The following is a 17506-nucleotide window of genomic DNA, read 5'->3' on the forward strand; positions in this document are numbered from 1 at the left end:
CTTCGTAGCCCACTACGAATTTCCACTCACAAGGCGCACCGCTCGCACGGGTACGACGCGTCGTCCCATCCCTCTCTGACCAGCACATCGCGAACCTCGCGGTACACGCCGCAGGGATCTTGGGTCACTTCGTGCCAGCCGTACATCAACCGCGGCAGGTTCCGAAGCTCGGCGGCATTGTCACGTCTGCGATCGCGATATCGTCGCTGCTTGGCAGAGTGAAAGGCCTGGCCGTCGAGTCTGACGATGAGGTCGCAGAGCTCGTAACGAATATCTTCGAAGAGCTGTCGGCCGTCGACGAACACCGGAGCCTGACGCTGCCCGGCCGGAAGACCGTGCGCTTGCTCGACGTCGAGCACGTAGCGATGCTCCAGTGCAGAATGGACGCCGTCGCGCATCAGCGACAGGGTGTGCAAGATCGGTTTCAGGTAGCGCATCGGTCGCCGCGCTTCGATCTTGCGAGTCATGGCCGCAACGTTCACACCACCCGACGACATTGCCGAGACCAACGAGATCGTCGCCAGCCTCGACGATGGCTCTGCGACTGCCAGGTCGAGCACCGTGTCGGCGATGCTCGTACGCGCCGGATTCGTCTCGACACCGATGTGTCCCATGGCGCGGGAGCGGTGGACCACGACCCCGGGATGGATCTGTTCGTTGCTCTCCGAGGTGAAGTTCTGTTTGGCGTGCCGCATAGTCGGCGGCCTGCTGGTCGCCGAGCATCCGTAGGGAACGGTGACGTGAACGGGGCCTGACCCGGGCCGAACCCACCCCCATTCCTCTGCCGCAGTGGCGTGGCTGAGCAATGCTCCTCGCCCCGCGTACAGCAACGCTGCCGACAGCTGCATCTCTCTAGTCAGCGGCCCGTTGGTCACCGAGATGACTCCACGAAACACTCTCAGCCACTGACCGGTTTCCACGCAGTGATTGATCGAATCCTTGTTGACGCCGAACGCATGCATCTGCTTCGTGGTGACTATTCCGTGCTGATCGTCCAGTAGTCGCTGCCAGGCACCCGCTGGTCTCGTCCTCATGGACCTCAGGATGGCCGGTTTGCGATGACCGCGTCAGAATCTATCCACAGGCTGTGCATAACTCCGGGTCGTGAGCGGAAACTCGACCCCTGCTACGAGGTTCCATGCACGTGCGGCGAAGCCGCTCTACATACGTCGGCGCCCGGTCAGCGCGCGCCCTAGGGTCAGTTCGTCGGCGAATTCGAGGTCTCCACCCATCGGCAGGCCCGACGCGAGGCGGGTGATGGCCAGGCCGGGGAAGTCTCGCATCATGCGGACCAGATACGTGGCAGTGGCTTCGCCCTCGGTGTTGGGGTCGGTGGCGATGATGACCTCGGTGACGTCGACGCCGTCGTCCTGAGTTCCCACGCGAGTCAACAACTCTCGAATGCGGAGCTGATCCGGCCCCACTCCGTTCAGTGGATCGAGCGCCCCACCGAGCACGTGGTAGCGGCCCTTGAATTCTCGTGTACGTTCCACGGCCTGAACATCTTTGGGCTCTTCGACGACGCAGATCATGGATCTGTCACGTCGTGAGTCCGCGCAGATTCGGCACAGTTCCTTGTCCGAGACCGTGCCGCACACGGTGCAGAACTGCACACCGTCGCGAATGCGCTGCAGCGCGCGCATGAGCCGATCCACCTCGGGAGGTTCGACGCCCAGGAGGTGAAAAGCTATGCGCTGAGCGCTCTTCGGACCGACTCCGGGAAACTTGCCGAGTTCGTCGATCAGATCCTGTACCGGACCTTCGTACACTGACTAGAACCCGGGCAGGCCGGGCATGCCACCGAGACCACCAGCGAGGGGACCGAGCTTCTCGCTCGCGACGTTCTGCGCTGCCTTCGACGCATCGGCGATGGCACCGATCACCAGGTCCTGCAACGTTTCGATGTCGTCGGGATCGACGACCTTGGGGTCGATGGTCAGTCCGACTACCTCACCGGTTCCCTTGACGGTGGCGACGACGAGTCCGCCGCCCGCCTGGCCGGTCACTTCGGTTTCCGCGATCTCGGCCTGCGCCGCCATCAGCTGCTGCTGCATCTGCTGGGCCTGCTGCAGGATCGATGCCATGTCGGGCTGTTCACCGGGTTGCACTGTGCCGTCCTCTCGCGTGGGTCGAAGCGAACTCCAGCGTAGTCGTACGGCAGTTCGCGGGCGGCGCGCCACACAGCTGAGGATGCGTCACAACTGAAGCGCGTACCATCCTCGAATGCCCGCACCGACGAGCCCCGAGGGCCACTCCCCTCGTAAGCGTCGGGTGACTCCCGAGACCATGGCCGAGGCCGGTATTGCGCTGACGCTGCCGAAGGTGTCGGTGAAATCGGTGGCCGAGAGCCTGGGTGTCTCGATCGTTGCGATCTACAACAACATCGATGATCTCTGCTCACTCAAAGCCCTGGTGGCGGAGGAGATTCTCCGCAGGTGGTCGCCGCCGCTTCCCGGTGACGACGAATCGATGCACGACGCCCTACTGAAACTCGCCTCCGCGATGCGCAAACTCGTGCACACGAATCCGGGCATCGCGCAGTACCTGATCGGCCTGACCCCCAGCTCGATCGATGCCCTTCGTATGGCCGACGCCGTCCAGACGCGCTACCGACTGCGCTACGACCTCACCCCCAAGCAGGCGACGTGGGCCGTCATCACCGTCGTCGAGCACGCGATTGCATTGGCGGAGATCGTCTACAACGATGCCCGACGCGATCGTGAGTACGACGACGCGATCGCTGCCCGCACCGACCTCGACACCCTGCCCGGGGCCTACGACACGATCGACCGCGGACCCGACGGGATGTTTCTGTGGTCGATGCGCACCGTGGTGGTCGGGACCCTGGCGCTCATCCAGGCCCCCGACTTCGAGCGGGTCTAGGCAGGAGTGGAGCCTGCGGAACGACCCTTCTAGATCAACTCGCGACGCAGGTTCTCCAGCGTCGCGGCCTGGATCTTCTTCAGTCCCAGCGGCGCGAAAGTCTTCTCGAAGAATCCGCCGATGCCGCCTGCACCCTTCCATTCGGTCGTCGTGGTGACCGTGGTGCCTGCGCCGTCCGGGGCGACCGACCACGTGGTGACCATGGAGGAATTGGCGTCGCGTTCGGTGATGGTCGATCCGGCGACGGTGACGGTGGCGGCGACATTGCGTACTCGCTTCTCGGTGGCCTGCAGAGTCCACCTGACCACGGTTCCGTCTCCTTGCCCGCCCGCGACCACCTCGTAATCGCGGTACTGCTCGGGCAGGATGCGCGGGCGCACCGTCTCGTAGTCGGCGAGCGCGGTGAGCACCCGATCCGGTGCGGCAGCGATGGTGACGGAACTGGATGCACTGACCTGAGCCACGAAAACGTTCTCCTTCTCTAGCGGACGGGATGTGCATCCATCCTGCCTCGCCGACCGCTCGCGTCCGACATCGCGTCGAGCGCCGTGTGATGTGCTTAACAAGATAATTCTGGAGCCCGCAAAACACATGCATGACCCAACCATTTGTCCGATTTGATCGGATTCCCGGTCGAGATTCGGCAACAGTTGCGTGAAGTTTCACCGGTCGGACGCCAATGCCGGTGGATACCACGCGGTACGAGATATAGCGTCAGTATGTGGCTTCAGTGAATGCTCTTCTCGGACGACGGCCAGAACCGAGGGAGAGCGGTTACGCAGCGCACCGGTCGGGTGTCGAGCAGCTGCTTCGCAGCTATCGCGCAATTCCGGCCGATGCGACGGTGCGTCTGGCGAAGAAGACGTCCAACCTGTTCCGGGCCAGGACGAACACCACCACGCCGGGGCTCGACGTATCGGGCCTGAGCAAGGTCATCTCCGTCGATCCCGCCTCGCGCACAGCCGATGTCGCCGGCATGTGCACCTACGAGGACCTGGTCGACGCGACGCTTCCCTACGGTCTCGCGCCCCTCGTCGTCCCGCAGCTCAAGACGATCACCCTCGGTGGAGCCGTCACCGGACTCGGTATCGAGTCGACGTCGTTTCGTAGCGGACTCCCGCACGAATCGGTCCTAGAGATCGATGTACTCACCGGCAGCGGCGAGATCGTCACCGCGACACCGGAGGGCGAACACGCAGATCTCTACTGGGGCTTCCCCAACTCCTACGGCACCCTGGGCTACTCCACTCGGCTGAGGATTCAGCTCGAACCGGTGCTGCCGTATGTCGCGTTGCGCCACCTACGGTTTCACGATCTCGACACTCTCCAGTCCACGATGGACACCATCGTCGAACAGCGCGAGTACGACGGCATCGAGGTCCAGTACCTCGACGGTGTGGTGTTCAGCGCCGACGAAAGCTACCTCACCCTCGGCGTCCAGACCGACGAACCCGGGCCGGTCAGCGACTACACCGGTGCCGACATCTTCTACCGCTCGATCCAGCACGCGTCGGACACACCGAAGACCGACCGCCTCACCATTCACGACTACCTGTGGCGCTGGGACACCGATTGGTTCTGGTGCTCCCGCGCATTCGGAACACAGAACCCGAGAATCCGACGCTTCTGGCCGCGCAGGTACCGGCGCAGTAGTTTCTACTGGAAGTTGATCGGCCTCGATCGCAAGTACGACATCGCCGATCGACTCGAGAAGCGCAAGGGAAATCCGCCGCGCGAACGCGTCGTGCAGGATGTCGAGGTTCCGATCGAACACACCGCCGGCTTCGCGCAGTGGTTCCTCGACAACATCCCGATCGAGCCGTTGTGGTTGTGCCCGTTGCGTCTTCGTGAGCCCGCAGCGCCAGGTGCCAATCCGGCCCGACCGTGGCCGCTGTACCCACTCGAACCGAAACGCACCTACGTCAACATCGGCTTCTGGTCCTCGGTCCCGATCGTTGCAGGCGAACCCGAGGGTGCCGCGAACCGCGCCATCGAGAAGAAAGTGACCGAGTTCGACGGGCATAAATCGCTGTACTCGGATGCTTATTACACCGAGGATGAATTCGCCGTGCTGTACGGCGGTGAGAGATATATCCAGCTGAAGAAGAAATACGATCCCGAATCCCGATTGTTGGATTTGTACTCGAAGGCGGTGCAACGCAGATGACGACGTTCAAGGACTCCGGCAATCGCACGGTGAACGGTGCCCAGAAGCTCAAGATCTCCGAGATTCTGGAACTGATCTCCGACGGCAACATCCCACTGCGTTTCACCGCATACGACGGCAGCACCGCAGGACCCGAGGACGCGAGAATCGGTCTCAACCTCAAGAGTCCTCGCGGAACCACCTATCTCGCAACCGCTCCCGGCGATCTCGGCATGGCGCGCGCGTACGTCTCGGGCGATCTCGAAGCAACGGGAGTCCATCCCGGCGACCCCTACCAGTTACTGGCACTGATGGGCGACGAGCTGCACTTTCGCCGGCCCTCGGCTATGACACTGACATCGATCGCCCGTTCGCTCGGCTGGGATGTGTTGCGGCCCATCGCTCCCCCGCCCCAGGAGGCGATTCCGCGGTGGCGTCGCATCGCAGAAGGTCTGCGCCACTCCAAGACTCGCGATGCAGAAGCGATCCACCACCACTACGACGTGTCCAACGCCTTCTACGAGAAGGTGCTCGGCCCCTCGATGACGTACACCTGCGCGGCGTTCGAGAGCGAGGATCAATCTCTGGAGGCGGCACAGGAGAACAAGTACCGCCTGGTGTTCGACAAGCTCGGCCTGCAATCGGGTGATCGCCTGCTCGACATCGGCTGCGGTTGGGGCTCGATGGTGCGCTATGCCGCGCGCCGCGGCGTCCAGGTCATCGGTGTGACGCTCTCGCAGGAGCAGGCGTCGTGGGCGCAGAAGGCCATCGCCGAAGAGGGGCTCTCCGATCTCGCCGAGGTGCGCTTCTCCGACTACCGTGACGTGCCCGAGACCAACTTCGACGCCATCTCCTCCATCGGACTGACCGAGCACATCGGCGTGCACAACTACCCGTCGTACTTCACGTTCATCCAGTCCAAGCTGCGTGACGGCGGCCGTCTGCTCAATCACTCGATCACCCGTCCGGACAATCGCGCGCACGCCAAGGCGGGCAGCTTCATCGACCGGTACGTCTTTCCCGACGGCGAACTGACCGGCTCGGGCCGCATCATCACCGAGATCCAGGACGTCGGACTCGAGGTCCGTCACGAGGAGAACCTCCGCGAGCACTACGCCCTGACCCTCGCCGGATGGTGCCGGAACCTGGTCGACAACTGGGACGCCTGCGTCGCCGAGGCGGGCGAGGGAACAGCCCGCGTATGGGGCCTGTACATGGCCGGGTCACGTCTGGGATTCGAGCGCAATGTGGTTCAGCTGCACCAGGTTCTGGCGGTCAAACTCGGACCGAAGGGGCAGGCGGACGTCCCCCTGCGACCTTGGTGGAACGGCTGAAGCATGTGAGCGGAACTTCGTAGCCTGCTACGAAGTTTCGCTCACATGGGAGCGTCAGCGACCTGTCGCCCGCAGGATCACCCGCGCGGTCTCGGTCGGCTGGTCCCAGTGCGGGAAGTGCCCGCATTTGTCGAACCAGTGCAGGGTGGCGTCGGGGAACCGCTCCAGCGCTACCTTCGCCTGGCTGGGCGTCGTCACCTTGTCCTGTCGGCCCCAGCCGATGAGCAGTGAGCCCTGCAAGGAGCCCTTGGTCGCACCCAACTGTTTCGGTCCGTGGATCAGCGCTTTGCGCGCGGCGTCGAGCGACGGTGACGTCTTGGAGGAGAAGCCCTTGAGCTCCTGCTCGACAAGTCCGCTCGGCAGTTTCCACGGCGCAGCCGAGAACTGAGCCAGCGCAGCGGTTCTGGTGACCGGGTTGCCGGCCAGGAACGGCACCAGCGGCTGCACGTTCTTCATCAGCGCCAACGATGCGGTGATCGTGGCTCCGAAGATCTTGACCTGACGGTCGTTCCAGAAGCCACCGGGATCGAGCGCCACCATCGACCCCCGATGACCGCGACGGGCCAGTTCGACGACCATCCGCGCACCCATCGAGCTGCCGACGAGGTCTACGTCGGACAGTCCCTCGTTGTCGAGGAACTCCCTCAGCGCGTCGGTCAACGTCGCGATGGAGACCTCGGGGAGCGGCGGGGTCTGCCCGAACCCGGGCAGGTCGAGGGCGATGACCTCGCGATGCTTGGCGAGGGCGGGAACGATCGGGTCCCAGTTTCGGTAGGAGGACCCGAGCCCGTGGACGAGGACGATCGGGGTTCCGGTTCCGGTTCTGACACTGTGCATACCCCGCGTGGTACCCCGAGCGCGCCGTTCTACACCTTCGGGCTGTAGTGCGAGGGGTCCGAACGCCTCTCCACCGGCGGCAGATTGCGGGCAGGTGTGTGCACGAGCGGTGCCGTTCTCGGGATCCGGCCCTTCACGCGGTCCCACCCGGCGCGGCCTCGCGGGTGCAGGCGCCGTCGCGGTGGTACCAACCCGAACACGAGGTTCACCGCCTTGCCGAACAGCGTGAAAAGCTTCTCGTCCTGTGCGGACCAGCTGTAGCCCAGGAGCTTGCGTACCGGCTCGTCGTAGAGACCGACGGTGATCCAGACGAACAGCCTCGCCACCGGACGCCGGAGCACGGCCCAGATCGGCTCAGGCAGCCAGGATGCGTACGGCGGTGGTCCCAGCTTCGACAGGTCCAACACCCCACGCGCAGCCATGTTGTCCTCCAACACCTCCGAGCACATGTGGTCCCAGTACGTCTGGAATTCGGGCCAGGTGGCGGGCACCGACCGCATGCTCATGCCGTAGAGGCGGTACCACTGCACGTGCTCGTCGAACAGCTGGACCTTCTGCGCCTCGGTCAGTCCGCCCATGAAGTGGTCCGCAGTGAGCACGGTGCCCATGAAGAAGGTGGCGTGTGCCCAGTAGAACGTGTCGGGATCGAGCGCGTGGTACTTGCGGCCCTTGGCGTCGACTCCCTTGATGTTCGTGTGATAGCCGCGGACCTGCAGTGCGGTCTCCTCGGCCCGATCGCCGTCGAACACGACCCCGCCGATGGGATACAAGGACCGATACAGGCGCTGCCAGCGCTCGTCGAAGAACGTGGAGTGTTGCTCCACCCCGGCTCCGAGCCCCGGGTGCATGTTCTGCATCGAGCCTGCCCAGACGCCCTGCAGCATCCCGCGCCAGTCGCCGAAGTACTTCCAGGTGAGTGAATCGGGACCGAGCGGGACGGGTCGATCGGACTGACTACGCATGTTGTCAGACTAGGGTTGACAACATGCGTAGTCAACAGTTGGAGGAACGCAGATCCAAGCGGTACGACGCGTTGCTCGCGGCCGGGGTCGAGCTCCTCGGCTCCCCGGACGGACCGGCCGTCAACGTGCGCGCCGTCTGCCGTACCGCCGGACTGACCGAGCGGTATTTCTACGAGAGCTTCTCCGACCGCGACACCTTCGTCCGGGCGGTGTACGCATGGGTGGGCACGAGAGCGCAGAGCACCTTGCTCGACGCCGTCATGCAGGCGACCACCGCCGAGGACACCATCGCCGCGCCGGTACGCGCATTCGTCGAACTCATCATCGACGAACCGCGAACGGGACGGGTGCTGCTCATCGCACCGTTGGCCGAACCGGCGCTCAGCCGCCGCGGACTCGACCTGCTGCCGGGCTTCGTCGAACTGGTGCACGCCCAACTCCCCGACTCCGCCGACCGACAGCTGATCGCCGTCGGAACCGTCGGGGCACTGACCGCCCTGTTCATCGGCTATCTCGACGGCACCGTCACCGTTACCCGCGAAGCCCTCGTGGCGCACTGCATTCGGCTGATTTCCGAAGCCTCCATGCGAGGATGACACCACCTCTAATCGAAGGAGTTTTTCCATGTCCGATCTCGACCAGTCTTTCGCCGACGCGCAGGTAGACGTCAAGAAGCTCACGTCCAAGCCGAGCAACGACGACCTACTGAGCCTGTACTCGCTCTACAAGCAGGGTTCGATCGGTGACGCCTCGGGTAAGCGGCCCGGACGACTGGACATGGTGAACCGCGCGAAGTTCGATGCCTGGGCGAAGCTCGAAGGTACGAGCCAGGATTCGGCGAAGCAGCAGTACGTGGATCTGGTGACCAAGCTCCTCGCCGGCTGAGCCTACGGCTATGGTCGAGTGCGGGGGTAACGCAACGAAGGGACCCGCATGAGACGCACCGACAGCGACGTCGACGAGGCCGAGCTCGATATCGAGAAGCCGAAGACCCACGCGGCAGGCCCCGTCGCCGTCGCAGTGTCGATGAAGCGAGCACTCGGGCACATGGGCCCGAAGCGCACCGCGCAGACGCTCCTCAAGCTCAACCAGGCCGAGGGTTTCGACTGCATGAGCTGCGCTTGGCCCGACCCGGATCCGGGCCATCGGCATGCGGCGGAATTCTGCGAGAACGGCGCGAAGGCCGTTGCCGAGGAGGCGACGACGACGCGTGCGACGCCGGAGTTCTTCGCGCAGCACAGCATTGCCGAACTCGATGCTCACACCGAGCACTGGCTCGGCCAGCAGGGCCGCATCACGCATCCGATGATCAAGCTGCCCGGCGGCACTCACTACGAGCCCATCGAGTGGGACGACGCGTTCCGCCTGATCGGCGACGAGCTGAAGTCCCTCGCCAGTCCGGACGAGGCCATCTTCTACACCTCGGGCCGCGCCTCGAACGAGTCTGCATTCGCCTATCAACTCTTCGCCCGGGCATTCGGCACCAACAACATGCCCGACTGTTCCAACATGTGTCACGAGTCGACGTCCATCGCGCTGCAGGAGTCGATCGGCATCGGCAAGGCCAGCGTCACGCTCGACGACGTCCACAACGCCGAACTGATCATCCTGGCCGGCCAGAATCCCGGCACCAATCACCCGCGCATGCTCTCGGCCCTCGAGCTGGCGAAGCAGAACGGCGCAAAGATCCTGTCCATCAACCCACTTCGCGAAGCGGGTCTGCTCAATTTCAAGAACCCGCAGACCCCGCGCGGCATGGTGGGACCGGGAACGGACCTGTCGGATCTGCATCTGCCGATCAAGCTCAACGGCGACCTCGCACTGTTCCAGGCGCTCGGTTCCCTGCTGGTGAAGTGGGACGCGCTCGATCACGAGTTCCTCGACAACTACACCGTCGGTTTCGACGCGTGGAAAGCGCATGTCGCCGAAGTCGACTGGGATCTCGTCACCGAGGTGACCGGATTGTCGGTAGCGCAGATCACCGAGGCCGCCGAGATGCTGCGCGACTCCAAGGCAACGGTCTTCTGCTGGGCAATGGGCCTGACGCAGCACCGCAATGCCGTCGCCACCATCAAGGAAGTCACCAATCTCGCGTTCGCGCAAGGCAACATCGGCAAGGCAGGAGCCGGTCTCCTGCCGGTCCGTGGCCATTCCAACGTCCAGGGCGACCGCACCATGGGCATCTGGGAGCGCCCTCCGGTGAAGTTCCTCGATGCGATGGCGGCGGAGTTCGACTTCGAGCCACCGCGCGAACACGGCTTGGACACCGTCGATTCCATCCGAGCCATGCGCGACGGCAAGGCGCACTTCTTCCTCGGCCTCGGCGGGAACTTCGTCCAGGCCACCCCGGACAGTGACGTCACCTTCCTGGCGCTGCGGTCGATGCGGATGACGGTGCAGATCTCCACCAAGATCAACCGCTCACACCTGGTGTGCGGCGAGACCGCACTGATTCTGCCGACCCTGGGCCGCACCGAGAAGGACGTGCAAGCCAGTGGCGAGCAATGGATTTCGGTCGAGGACTCCACCTGCTCGGTGCACTCCTCACGCGGTCCGCTGAAGCCTGCGAGCGAGTTCCTCCGTTCGGAGGTCGCCATCGTCAGCGGTATCGCCGAGGCCACCCTCGGGGATCGCTACGGTCTCGACTGGAAGGGCTTCCGCGACGATTACCGCAACATTCGCAAGCACATCTCCCGCGTCGTCGCCGGATGCGAGGGCTACGAGGTCAATGTTCGACGCCCCGGCGGGTTCGTGCTCCCACATCCACCCCGGGACAGCCGGACGTTCGAAACCAAGAGCGGCCGAGGCGAATTCGCAGTATCACCGATCGACGTGCTGCAGGTTCCGCCGGGCCATCTGATTCTGCAGACCCTGCGTAGCCACGATCAGTTCAACACCACCATCTACGGCCTCAGCGATCGGTACCGCGGTATCGAGAACGGCCGACGCGTCATCTTCGTGCACCGGGAGGACATCTCGTCTCTCGGCTTCCGCAACGGTGACATGGTCGACCTCGTCACCAAGTGGGACGACGACGATGTCGAACGCTGCGCACCGTCGTTCCGCATCGTCGAGTACGACACCCCGCGTGGATCGGCCGCCGCGTACTACCCCGAGACCAATCCGTTGATCCCGCTGGATTCGACTGCGCTGCAGAGCAACTGCCCCACCTCGAAGTCGGTGATCATCTCGATGGTTCCGGCGGGGACGGGTGTGCAGGGAACGGTGAACGGCCATCAGGACAACGAGGGATCGGACGAGGGCCACAAGTCGCACCCGCAGCCGCATCATCTGAGCTGACGGGCACCGGCGCGGCCGGCAGTGGGTCGTCCTACGCGATGTCCCACTGCCGGAACTGTCGACGCATCACCTCGTCTGCGGCCTCGACGTCGCGTCGAGCAAAGGCCTCGATCAGTTCTTCGTGACTGCGCACTGCATCGTCGCCCCACCGGCGGTCGGTCGCGTACAACCGCGGCGTGTATCTGACCGCACCGAGCAGGAACCACGCCAACTTGGTTCCGCCTGCGATCTTGTTGACGAATCGATGGAACTCGAACTCGTAGTACTCCACCGATTCGGTATCCGAGCGGGCCACTGCGTCACGCAGACCGTCGTTGAGTGCGGTCAACTGTTCCAGATGCTCGGGTGTGATGCTGCGAGCTGCCCGGCCGGCGAGGGTGCCGGCGATGGTGCCCTGCAGCCAGAAGATGTCGTCGACGTCCTGCGGCGACAACTCGTTCACGCGGTAGCCACGATGGGGCACCTGCTCGACCAGCCCCTCACCTCGCAACGCGACGAGTGCCTCCCGAACAGGAGTCGCGCTGACCCCGAGCTCGGCCGCTGCCTCGTCGATGCGTACGAACGAGCCGGGCTGCAGCACTCCGGTGACGATCCGCTGACGAATACTCCCAGCGACATCCTCGGACAGCTGGGGCCGTCGCGGAATCGGTCGCTCGGGAGATGCAGCGCGAGTGAGATCGGTGCTCATGGAACTACTCCTGCATTTGCTCCTACACGGTCGGACGGCGGGGGTTGTAGCAACCCGAGGTGGCGCATAGTGTGTCCTGGACAACATTGAATCACATCAAATATATGTGATGCGATCTGCTGGAGGATAGAGCCCGTGACGGACCAGATCGAACGAACGAACGAGAGCACCTTCGAAAGCCTCGACCCCAGAACAGGTGTCGCACTCGCCACGTATCCGATCGCGGGCACCGCCGAGGTCGACGTCGCCGTCGCTCGCGCCCGGTCGGCCGCGCGATGGTGGGACGTGCAGGGCTTCGTCGGACGCAAACGATGGCTGCTCGAATTCAAGTCCGCCATCGCCAAGGACGCCGCGAGCCTCGCTGCCGTCATCGCCGCCGAAACCGGCAAGCCCGACGAGGACTCCCTGCTCGAGGTCATGCTCGGCGTCGAACACCTCGACTGGGCGGCCCGCAGCGCCGAGAAGATTCTGCGGCAGCGCAAGGTCGGATCAGGGCTGCTCGCCGTGAACCAGAAGGCCTACGTCGGCTACCGCCCGTTCGGCGTCGTCGGAGTCATCGGCCCCTGGAACTACCCGCTCTACACCCCGATGGGTTCCATCGCGTACGCCCTCGCGGCAGGCAACACCGTCGTGTTCAAACCGAGCGAACTGACGCCGGGCGTCGGCACCTGGTTGGCCGAGAAGTGGCAGTCACTGGCCGCGCCGCACCCGGTGTTCCAGACGATCACCGGCGACGGATCCACCGGCACCGCCCTCGTCGAATCCGGCGTCGACAAGATCGCGTTCACCGGCTCAACCGCCACGGCCAAGAAGGTCATGGCCACCTGCGCGAAGTCGCTGACCCCACTCGTCGCCGAGTGCGGTGGCAAGGACGCGATGCTCGTCGACGCAGACGCAGACATCACTGCCGCAGTGGAATTCGCGACGTTCGGAGCGATGGGCAACGCCGGGCAGACCTGCGCCGGCGTCGAACGCATCTACGTCGCGGCTCCGGTGTACGACCGATTCGTCGGCGAATTCACCGCCGCGGTGAAAGCGCTGAAGCCCGGCGGAACGAAGACCTCGTCCTACGGTCCGATGACACTGGGCAAGCAGAGCGAGATCGTGCGAGGCCAGATCGAGGACGCTCTGGCCAAGGGCGGCAAGGCCGTCGTCGGCGGACTCGACTCGCTGCACGGGCCCTACATCGACCCGGTGGTTCTCACCGACGTACCCGAGGATTCGACTGCGATCACCGAGGAGACCTTCGGCCCGACCGTGGTGGTCAACAAGGTGCGCGATCTGGACGAGGCCATCGAACGGGCCAACGCGTCCAAGTACGGACTCGGCGCATCGGTGTTCACCCAGGACGGCGCGGTGGGCAGACGCGCAGCCGAGAAGCTCGATTGTGGCGTCGTGACGGTCAATTCGGTGCTCGGGTTCGCGGGTGTTCCGGCGCTGCCGTTCGGCGGCACGGGCGACTCGGGATTCGGCCGCATCCACGGGGCCGACGGCCTGCGCGAGTTCAGCACCGTCAAATCGTTGACCGTGCAGAGTTTTGCAGCTCCGGTCAATCTGCTGACGATGAAGCGCAAAGCGCGAAACATGAAGCTCTCCGTGCTGGCACTGAAGCTTCGTCACGGACGGGGCTGAGCATGGACATCACGCCGAAGAAGGGGCGCTTCGGCTGGCTCCGGCGCATCGAGGAACTCGACCCGGTGCGGGATTGCCACACGATCCACCGCATCACCGCCGGCTACGAATTCCCGTGGGACTACCAGCGTGCACTCGAGTTCGCGTTGTTCCGTACCTACTGCGTGCCGACCATCTCGGCGCTGTTGGCAAAGACCGGCGAATTCGAGAAGCGACCGCAGAAGCGCTACGACGACACCTCGCTGCTGATGGCCGAATTGCTCGAGCACGGATACGACTCCGAGCGGGGACGTGAGTCGCTTCGGATGGTCAACCGAATGCACGGACAGTACGACATCTCGAACGACGACATGCTCTACGTGTTGACGACGTTCATCTACGAGCCGATCGAGTGGATCGACACCTACGGATGGCGTCGCCTGCACCCCAAGGAGAGACTCGCGACGTTCCACTTCTACCGCGAAGTGGGAAAGCGGATGGGCATCAAGAACATTCCCGAGTCGTACACCGAGTTCGCGCAGTTCAAGCTCGACTACGAGGAGCGAACGTTCCGCTTCACCGAGGACAATCGTCGGATCGGCACGTACACCCTCGATCTGTACTGCTCCTGGTACCCGGCTGCGCTGACCCCCGCCGTGAAGCAGGGAGTCTTCGCATTGTTGGACGACCGGATGGCCGCTGCCTTCGGCTTCCCCGCAGGATCGGCGACGGTCGAGCGGGTGGCCGTGCGGGCTCTGCGCGCCAAGGCTCGCGTCGAGCGGTTCCTACCCAAGCGGACGCAATCGCGGGCCACCGCCGACGCGTCGAACAAGACCTACCCCGGCTATCCCGTCGGCTACAGCCCTCGGGATCTGGGCGCTGCGGCGTGCCCGTACACCGCCGATTCGGCAGCACCGATCAAGGCCACTCCAGCACCGGCTTGACGGTGTCTCCGCGGCGGTGGTCGCCGAGCGCGGAGTCGATCCGGTCGTACGGATAACGGGTGATCAGCGCATCGACGGGGAGCGCCCCCGCGGAGTACATCTCGGCGAGCGTCGGGATGAACTGCTGCGGGACGGCGTCGCCCTCGAGGCATCCGCGAATACCCCTACCGCTCAACACCGTATCCAGCAGATCCAGCTGCAACACACCACGGCCGAGGGCCACGATCGCCAGCGTGCCGCCCTTGCCGAGAGCGGCCATCGCGTCGCGGATCACCTCGGCGTTGCCGGTGGTGTCGAGTGCATGCGTAGCGCCTCCGTCGGTCGCGTCCAGTAGCGCAGCGCTCGCATCCTCCGACTCGGGATCGATGACTGCGTGAGCACCGAGACTCGACGCCAATTCTCTTCTGGCGTTCGATCGTTCCACCGCGATCACGCGGGCACCGGTGGTGATCGCCGCGAGCACTGCCGCCATCCCCACCCCGCCTACTCCGTGCACCACCACGGTGTCCCCCGCCCGGGGCTTCAGGACATTGAGTACTGCCCCGGCACCGGTCTGCACGCTGCACCCGAGCGGAGCTGCGACAGCGAAGTCGATATCCCGATCGACGACGACGGTGTTGTCCTGACGGGTCAGCGCGAACTCGGAGAAACTCGACTGTCCGAAGAATCCGTCGAGCACCGGAGCACCCGCGCTCGTGACGCGGGACGTGCCGTCCGCGCGTGCACCGAACTGGTTCAGGGCGTGGCCATCGACGCAGTAAGCGGGTCGGCCCTGCCTGCAATTGCCGCACAGACCGCAGTGCCGGAACGTCAGCACCACGTGGTCGCCGGGATCGATTCCGCGGACGGACCGGCCGACCGACTCGACCACGCCCGCGCCCTCGTGCCCGAGCAGTACCGGCCGCTGGGCAGAACCTGCCCGTCGCGCAACGAGATCGGTATGACAGATCCCCGTGGCTTTCATCCGAACCAGGATCTCGTTCTCGCGGGGTTCGTCGATGTCGATGTTCTCGACGGTGAAGGACTCGGCAGGATCACGCGAGAGCAGCGCCCGCGCAGCGCCCATCAGTCTCGCTCCAACACGAAGTAGAAGTGCTCGCCGCGAGAGAGCACCAGCTCCGGTTTGCCGTTCATGATGCCCATCAGCCTGCGGTCGTCGATCTGCTTGAAGTGATCGAAGACGGCTTTGCCGTCGTACACCATCGTGGCGGTCACCTCGCCTCGAAACTCGATGTTCCACAGCGAGGCCTCCCCGGACCCCATCTCGACGTTGGAGAACAGCGAGCCGTCGTCGGCGCGGCAGATCAGCGGTTGCGCCTCGGTGACGGAGATGAAGTTCTTTCCGTGCCACTTGCTGGCGGGCAGTGCCCGGCACAGTCCGTGGCCGGTCTGAAAGGCGGCACCGGTCCAGCTTCCGAGGATGTCCTCGGCGCGCACGGGTGCGAGCTGCGACCAGAGTTCGTCCAGTTCACTGGCCAGGACACCCGATTGCTGCGCGAGCAATTCGTTTGCGCGCGCGATCGTTCGGTTCTCGGACATCGTTGTTCTCCGTTTCACGTCGAGTGGATTCATCCCAGAAGTACCGCTGTCATCGTTTGCTGCACCCGGGCCATGGTTCGGTCGGAGCGCTCGAACCGCACCGTGCGACCGACGTCGAAGACCAACCCGAGGGCGGCGTGGATCAGAAACTTCGAGACCACCACGCTCGTGTTCGGCCGTGCCTGACGCAGTAGTTGCGACCAGCCGTCGATGTTGTGGCGCTGGATCCGGCGCAGTGTGGACCGCCGATCGGCCGGTAGATTTCCGATCTCGGCGAAGTACACGGCCACGAGTTCGCCCTGCCGGAAGGTCAATTCGGTGTACAGCCTGGCGAAGGTCCGCACCGCGTCGGCCGGGGAGTTCGATTGCTCGAGCGCACCGGCGAGGGTGTCGGTGAGCTGGGCGTTGGCGCGATGCAATGCGGCCTCGAGCAGCTCGGCCTTGCTGGGGAAGTAGCGGTACACACTGGAGGCGGTGATCGACGCTGCTGCGCCGATGTCGTCCAGGCCAACCTCGTGGTAGCCGTGCTGGTAGAACAGCCGAATCGAATGATGCAGCAGCTCTTCGCGTTTCGATTCGTGCTCCAGCACCGATTCGCGGTGGGGAGATTCACTGCCCTGTTGCGGAAGATCGGTCCGCAGTACCGACCGTGCCGCAGCGAGCATCGACTCCTCGATCTGCTTGGCCGACAACGCCGATCGATGCGCGGTGATGCTGGCGACCACACTGATCGACGCCGTGGCCAGCAGTGCGGCATCCGCCTCGGACAGATCGGGGCGCAGCTGTCGCAACGGGACCGTCACCCGCTCGTGCACCGTTCGCAGCGCGCGGCGTAGGTAGTCGCGGTCCGCACCGACGAGATAGCGCCCCTCCCATCGATACAACCCACCGGTGCGGCGATTGTCGATGGTGGTGGCGATGATGGCACCGATGACCGCGTCGATCCGGGCCTGCGGATCCTCCACCTCGATGACGGCCGGATCGGTTGCAGCGACCAAGGAGTCGGTCATCCGCATGACGGTGTCGACGAACAGGGAGTACTTGGTGGGGAAGTGCCGGTACAGCGCGGGTCCGGAAATGCCGACGGTGGCGGCGATGTCCTCGATTCCGACGGGGTGATAGCCGCGCTCGCTGAAGGCCTCGGCTGCGGCCACCAGAATCTGCGCCTTTCGATTCCGTGGCCGACGCCGCTGCGCCGTCGTACCTGTCTCGCTCATCGCCTGCCCTTGCCCCGCCGGTTGTCTCGAATCCTCATAGTAGCC

At 64.4% G+C, this 17506-nt stretch carries 18 protein-coding genes; 8 read left to right on the forward strand and 10 right to left on the reverse strand.

The window, feature by feature from the left end; translation table 11 throughout:
* Positions 1 to 26: 26 nt before the first annotated feature.
* The 3 genes from AB0366_RS07795 to AB0366_RS07805 all read right to left on the reverse strand — a co-directional run bounded on the left by AB0366_RS07795 (position 27) and on the right by AB0366_RS07805 (position 2084).
* The gene (locus AB0366_RS07795) at positions 27 to 1034 is read right to left on the reverse strand and encodes a type IV toxin-antitoxin system AbiEi family antitoxin domain-containing protein (RefSeq protein ID WP_366243351.1); all 1008 of its coding nucleotides are present in this window, start codon (positions 1032 to 1034) and stop codon (positions 27 to 29) included.
* Positions 1035 to 1160: 126 nt separating this feature from the next.
* Positions 1161 to 1769 carry a recombination mediator RecR gene (gene recR / locus AB0366_RS07800; protein WP_366243352.1) on the reverse strand — a complete coding sequence of 203 codons (609 nt, stop codon included), beginning with the start codon at positions 1767 to 1769 and terminating at the stop codon, positions 1161 to 1163.
* 3 nt (positions 1770 to 1772) lie between these two features.
* Positions 1773 to 2084 (reverse strand): YbaB/EbfC family nucleoid-associated protein, encoded by a 312-nt coding sequence (locus AB0366_RS07805; RefSeq protein WP_220709131.1) that lies wholly within the window; start codon positions 2082 to 2084, stop codon positions 1773 to 1775.
* A gap of 139 nt (positions 2085 to 2223) precedes the next feature.
* Between AB0366_RS07805 and AB0366_RS07810 the strand changes: the two genes are divergently transcribed.
* Complete coding sequence (locus AB0366_RS07810; RefSeq protein WP_366243353.1) at positions 2224 to 2883, forward strand: hypothetical protein; 660 nt, start codon at positions 2224 to 2226, stop codon at positions 2881 to 2883.
* 29 nt (positions 2884 to 2912) lie between these two features.
* Here AB0366_RS07810 and AB0366_RS07815 read toward each other — a convergent pair whose 3' ends face one another.
* Positions 2913 to 3347 carry an SRPBCC family protein gene (locus tag AB0366_RS07815; RefSeq protein WP_366243354.1) on the reverse strand — a complete coding sequence of 145 codons (435 nt, stop codon included), beginning with the start codon at positions 3345 to 3347 and terminating at the stop codon, positions 2913 to 2915.
* Positions 3348 to 3604: 257 nt separating this feature from the next.
* On the opposite strand from AB0366_RS07815, the gene AB0366_RS07820 reads away from it, so the two are divergent.
* Entirely contained in the window at positions 3605 to 5050 is a 1446-nt protein-coding gene (locus tag AB0366_RS07820) for an FAD-binding oxidoreductase (protein ID WP_366243355.1), read from the forward strand.
* Positions 5047 to 6363 (forward strand): class I SAM-dependent methyltransferase, encoded by a 1317-nt coding sequence (locus AB0366_RS07825; RefSeq protein ID WP_366243356.1) that lies wholly within the window; start codon positions 5047 to 5049, stop codon positions 6361 to 6363. Before AB0366_RS07820 ends, AB0366_RS07825 begins: the two co-directional genes overlap by 4 nt.
* Positions 6364 to 6417: 54 nt before the next feature.
* On the opposite strand, the gene AB0366_RS07830 is transcribed toward AB0366_RS07825, so the two are convergent.
* Positions 6418 to 7200 (reverse strand): alpha/beta fold hydrolase, encoded by a 783-nt coding sequence (locus AB0366_RS07830; protein WP_366243357.1) that lies wholly within the window; start codon positions 7198 to 7200, stop codon positions 6418 to 6420.
* A gap of 29 nt (positions 7201 to 7229) precedes the next feature.
* Entirely contained in the window at positions 7230 to 8162 is a 933-nt protein-coding gene (locus AB0366_RS07835; RefSeq protein ID WP_366243358.1) for an oxygenase MpaB family protein, read from the reverse strand.
* A 23-nt stretch (positions 8163 to 8185) separates the two neighbouring features.
* Here AB0366_RS07835 and AB0366_RS07840 point away from each other — a divergent pair, with 23 nt between their 5' ends.
* From AB0366_RS07840 to AB0366_RS07850, 3 genes are read left to right on the forward strand one after another with little or no spacing between them, the layout of a single operon-like run.
* On the forward strand, positions 8186 to 8758 hold the full coding sequence (locus AB0366_RS07840; protein WP_366243359.1) for a TetR/AcrR family transcriptional regulator: 573 nt from the start codon (positions 8186 to 8188) through the stop codon (positions 8756 to 8758).
* Positions 8759 to 8786: 28 nt separating this feature from the next.
* Positions 8787 to 9047: an acyl-CoA-binding protein gene (locus AB0366_RS07845; protein WP_032379982.1), complete on the forward strand. Its 261-nt coding sequence runs from the start codon at positions 8787 to 8789 to the stop codon at positions 9045 to 9047.
* Between the two features lie 48 nt (positions 9048 to 9095).
* Positions 9096 to 11462 (forward strand): FdhF/YdeP family oxidoreductase, encoded by a 2367-nt coding sequence (locus AB0366_RS07850; RefSeq protein WP_366243360.1) that lies wholly within the window; start codon positions 9096 to 9098, stop codon positions 11460 to 11462.
* A gap of 31 nt (positions 11463 to 11493) precedes the next feature.
* Here AB0366_RS07850 and AB0366_RS07855 read toward each other — a convergent pair whose 3' ends face one another.
* The gene (locus AB0366_RS07855) at positions 11494 to 12150 is read right to left on the reverse strand and encodes a GntR family transcriptional regulator (protein WP_366243361.1); all 657 of its coding nucleotides are present in this window, start codon (positions 12148 to 12150) and stop codon (positions 11494 to 11496) included.
* A 135-nt stretch (positions 12151 to 12285) separates the two neighbouring features.
* On the opposite strand from AB0366_RS07855, the gene AB0366_RS07860 reads away from it, so the two are divergent.
* Positions 12286 to 13782, forward strand: a complete 1497-nt coding sequence (locus AB0366_RS07860) for an aldehyde dehydrogenase family protein (protein WP_366243362.1) — start codon at positions 12286 to 12288, stop codon at positions 13780 to 13782.
* Positions 13783 to 13784: 2 nt separating this feature from the next.
* Positions 13785 to 14705 (forward strand): oxygenase MpaB family protein, encoded by a 921-nt coding sequence (locus tag AB0366_RS07865; protein WP_366243363.1) that lies wholly within the window; start codon positions 13785 to 13787, stop codon positions 14703 to 14705.
* On the opposite strand, the gene AB0366_RS07870 is transcribed toward AB0366_RS07865, so the two are convergent.
* Genes AB0366_RS07870 through AB0366_RS07880 form a run of 3 tightly spaced genes read right to left on the reverse strand, consistent with a single transcriptional unit; the run spans position 14680 to position 17461 of the window.
* The gene (locus AB0366_RS07870; protein WP_366243364.1) at positions 14680 to 15771 is read right to left on the reverse strand and encodes an NAD(P)-dependent alcohol dehydrogenase; all 1092 of its coding nucleotides are present in this window, start codon (positions 15769 to 15771) and stop codon (positions 14680 to 14682) included. The two genes, AB0366_RS07865 and AB0366_RS07870, sit on opposite strands and share 26 nt — an antisense overlap.
* The gene (locus AB0366_RS07875) at positions 15771 to 16244 is read right to left on the reverse strand and encodes a DUF4334 domain-containing protein (RefSeq protein WP_366243365.1); all 474 of its coding nucleotides are present in this window, start codon (positions 16242 to 16244) and stop codon (positions 15771 to 15773) included. Before AB0366_RS07875 ends, AB0366_RS07870 begins: the two co-directional genes overlap by 1 nt.
* A 29-nt stretch (positions 16245 to 16273) precedes the next feature.
* Positions 16274 to 17461: a TetR family transcriptional regulator gene (locus tag AB0366_RS07880; protein WP_366243366.1), complete on the reverse strand. Its 1188-nt coding sequence runs from the start codon at positions 17459 to 17461 to the stop codon at positions 16274 to 16276.
* Positions 17462 to 17506 lie beyond the last annotated feature (45 nt).

This window comes from Rhodococcus sp. NPDC076796 (genome assembly GCF_040702765.1).
GTDB lineage: Bacteria > Actinomycetota > Actinomycetes > Mycobacteriales > Mycobacteriaceae > Rhodococcoides.

Bases quoted from the DNA above. Each gene is read 5' to 3' on its own strand.
- AB0366_RS07805 (WP_220709131.1), bottom strand. From the start codon at position 2,084: ATGGCATCGATCCTGCAGCAGGCCCAGCAGATGCAGCAGCAGCTGATG.
- AB0366_RS07870 (WP_366243364.1), bottom strand. From the start codon at position 15,771: ATGGGCGCTGCGCGGGCGCTGCTCTCGCGTGATCCTGCCGAGTCCTTC.
- AB0366_RS07855 (WP_366243361.1), bottom strand. From the start codon at position 12,150: ATGAGCACCGATCTCACTCGCGCTGCATCTCCCGAGCGACCGATTCCG.
- AB0366_RS07865 (WP_366243363.1), top strand. From the start codon at position 13,785: ATGGACATCACGCCGAAGAAGGGGCGCTTCGGCTGGCTCCGGCGCATC.
- AB0366_RS07810 (WP_366243353.1), top strand. From the start codon at position 2,224: ATGCCCGCACCGACGAGCCCCGAGGGCCACTCCCCTCGTAAGCGTCGG.
- AB0366_RS07825 (WP_366243356.1), top strand. From the start codon at position 5,047: ATGACGACGTTCAAGGACTCCGGCAATCGCACGGTGAACGGTGCCCAG.
- AB0366_RS07850 (WP_366243360.1), top strand. From the start codon at position 9,096: ATGAGACGCACCGACAGCGACGTCGACGAGGCCGAGCTCGATATCGAG.
- AB0366_RS07795 (WP_366243351.1), bottom strand. From the start codon at position 1,034: ATGAGGACGAGACCAGCGGGTGCCTGGCAGCGACTACTGGACGATCAG.
- AB0366_RS07845 (WP_032379982.1), top strand. From the start codon at position 8,787: ATGTCCGATCTCGACCAGTCTTTCGCCGACGCGCAGGTAGACGTCAAG.
- AB0366_RS07880 (WP_366243366.1), bottom strand. From the start codon at position 17,461: ATGAGCGAGACAGGTACGACGGCGCAGCGGCGTCGGCCACGGAATCGA.
- AB0366_RS07840 (WP_366243359.1), top strand. From the start codon at position 8,186: ATGCGTAGTCAACAGTTGGAGGAACGCAGATCCAAGCGGTACGACGCG.
- AB0366_RS07875 (WP_366243365.1), bottom strand. From the start codon at position 16,244: ATGTCCGAGAACCGAACGATCGCGCGCGCAAACGAATTGCTCGCGCAG.
- AB0366_RS07830 (WP_366243357.1), bottom strand. From the start codon at position 7,200: ATGCACAGTGTCAGAACCGGAACCGGAACCCCGATCGTCCTCGTCCAC.
- AB0366_RS07835 (WP_366243358.1), bottom strand. From the start codon at position 8,162: ATGCGTAGTCAGTCCGATCGACCCGTCCCGCTCGGTCCCGATTCACTC.